Below are 2,526 nucleotides of genomic sequence, written 5' to 3' on the forward strand. Positions count from 1 at the left end.
GGTCGCTCGCCGAATCGCGCAGCGTGTCGCTGCACCTCAGCGAGACGGCCGCCACCAACGGACTTCGCCTGCACGGTGACGGCGTGCTGCTGCACCGTCTGGTGCTCAACCTCCTCGACAACGCGCTCAAGCATGCGCCGTCGTCCAGCACCGTTCACGTGCGGGTAGACGCCACCGACCAGGTGGTGCACATCGATGTGGACGACGAAGGGCCCGGCGTTCCGCCGGAACTGCGTGACCGCCTGTTCGAGCGCTTCGTACATGGCACGTCGTCGCAGCCCGACGACGGCAGCGGATACGGCCGTGGTGCCGGACTCGGCCTTGCCATCGCGCAGGCTATCGCCCATGCGCACGGCGGGCATATTGCTCTGCGTTCGTCGACGGATCATGTCGGCGGCGCTCGTTTTCGCGTGTCATTGCCACGATCGGCTTCCGCTTCAGGAGACCTCGCATGAATTCCCACCTCAGCGCTGCGACGCGCACCGGTCTGCGCGGCGCATACGTACTGCTTGCCACCGCACTCATCGGTGCGACCTTCACGCCGACCACCGCCGTCGCGCAGAAGCGCGGTGCTGACACGGCCGCCGTGACCGAGTGGAACGTACCGTGGGTCGACACGCGCCCTCGGGATCCGTCGCTCGACACGCAGGGTCGCGTGTGGTTCGTGGGCCAGGAGGGCAACTACGTGGCGCGCCTCGATCCGAAAAGCGGTGCGTTTACCAAGGTCGAGATCGATGCCGGGACGTTTCCGCACACTGTGTCCGTCGACAAGGACGGCGACGCGTGGTACACCGGCAATCGCAACGGCATGATCGGCAAGATCGATGGCAAGACGGGAGCGATCGCCCGCTATCCGATGCCCGACCCCGACGCCAAGGATCCGCACACGATCGCCTTCGACCAGAAGGGCAATCTCTGGTTCACGCTGCAGAACAGCAACATGGTCGGTCACTTGGTCAAGAAGACAGGCAAGGTGACTCTGATGAAGATGCCGACACCGCGTTCACGCCCATACGGCATCGTGATCGACGCGAGGGGACGACCGTGGTTCAATCTGTTCGGCGTGAACAAGATCGGCACGATCGATCCCACCAGCATGCTCGTACGCGAGTATCTGCTCCCCGACGAACGCGCCCGCGGCCGGCGCATCGCGCTCACCAGTGACGGCGCTGTGTGGTATGTCGACTATTCGCGCGGTTATCTCGGCCGCCTCGATCCTGTGAGCGGCGCCGTGAAGGACTGGCCGATGCCCGGTGGCGGCACATCACTTCCGTACGCCATGACCGTCGACGACACCGATCGCCTGTGGTTCGTGGAAACCGGCAGGCAACCAAACCGCCTCGTTGGATTCGATCCGCGCACGAATACCTTCACCACGCCTACCGACATCGGCAAAGCCGCGCCGAACACCGTCCGGCACATGGTGTTCGACAAGAACACCCGCACCATCTGGTTTGGGAGCGATCAAGGCACCATCGGACGCGCGGTCGTTCCACCGTCGGAGCGCAAACCGATCGGGTGAGCGGAGGCGAGTAGTCAGCGAACAGCAACTGCGTTCACGCGAAGTCCGCGAAGAACGCGAAGAGACGCGAAGGAGCCCGAGTATCACCTCGAGCCCTTCGCGTTCTTGCAGTTGCCACGGAGGGTACGGCGAGTGCAGAGCCGCGTCAGTATCTTCCGATAATGACCCCACGCGTGGCCTTCCAGGGTGAGCTCGGTGCCTTCGGCGAGCTCGCCATCCGCCAGCAATGGCCCGGTGGCGCCACGCCGGTACCTTACCGCACCTTCCCCGACGCGATCAGCGCGATCCGCCAGGGCAGCGTCGACCACGCCGTGATTCCCGTCGAAAACGCGATCGTCGGGGCCGTCACGGTTGCCCTCGACGCGCTGCACGCCGCCCGACTCGAGGTCGTCACCTGCAGCGAAGTGCGCGTGCCGATCCATCTCTGCCTGCTCGCCCCGCGTGGCGCCTCGCTGGCCGAACTGCGCCACATCCACAGTCACACCGTCGCCCTCGCGCAGTGTCGGCTCTTCTTTGCGCGACACAGCTGGCTCGAGCCGGTCGTGCATGACGACACGGCGGGCGCGGCGCGCATGGTGGCGGAACTGGGCGACCGCACCGTCGGCGCCGTCGCCGGTGAGTTGGCCGCCGAACGCTACGGTCTCGAGATCATCGCGCAGCGCATCGAGGACATGCCGGCCAACTGGACGCGCTTTCTGGTGATCGCCGCGTCGAGCTAGCACTCGACAGGAGACCGCGTTTCGCCGAACATCCGTGCATGCGCAATTCACCTCGCTTCTCACGGCCAGCAGCGGCGGTTGCCCTGCTCGCCTTGTCCTTCCCCGCCACCGATGCCGTGGCTCAGGGAAAGTCGGCGACCAAGCCGCCGGCGCTCTCCCCCGCCATGGCCCCGATCACCCGAGCCGTTTCGGGCGCCATCAGTGGAGACCGGGCCTTCCGGACGGTGGACTACGTACAGCGCTACTTCCGGCTCCCCGGCAATCGCGGCTTCGACCTTGCCATCG

4 protein-coding genes are annotated in these 2,526 nt (G+C 65.9%); all 4 read left to right on the plus strand.

Translation table 11 applies throughout. From position 1 onward, the window contains the following. A partial coding sequence (locus tag ACIRA7_RS16740) for a sensor histidine kinase (protein ID WP_396221968.1) occupies positions 1-455 on the plus strand: 455 nt, incomplete at its 5' end. Next, positions 452-1,522 (plus strand): lyase, encoded by a 1,071-nt coding sequence (locus ACIRA7_RS16745; RefSeq protein WP_396221969.1) that lies wholly within the window; start codon positions 452-454, stop codon positions 1,520-1,522. The genes ACIRA7_RS16740 and ACIRA7_RS16745, both read left to right, overlap by 4 nt. A gap of 161 nt (positions 1,523-1,683) precedes the next feature. Further along, positions 1,684-2,241, plus strand: a complete 558-nt coding sequence (locus ACIRA7_RS16750) for a prephenate dehydratase domain-containing protein (RefSeq protein ID WP_396221970.1) — start codon at positions 1,684-1,686, stop codon at positions 2,239-2,241. A gap of 38 nt (positions 2,242-2,279) precedes the next feature. Further along, positions 2,280-2,526, plus strand: a 247-nt coding sequence (locus ACIRA7_RS16755) for a hypothetical protein (RefSeq protein ID WP_396221971.1), incomplete at its 3' end; no start/stop codon positions are given.

Origin of the sequence: Gemmatimonas sp. (assembly GCF_044376735.1) — a bacterium.
GTDB lineage: Bacteria > Gemmatimonadota > Gemmatimonadetes > Gemmatimonadales > Gemmatimonadaceae > Gemmatimonas.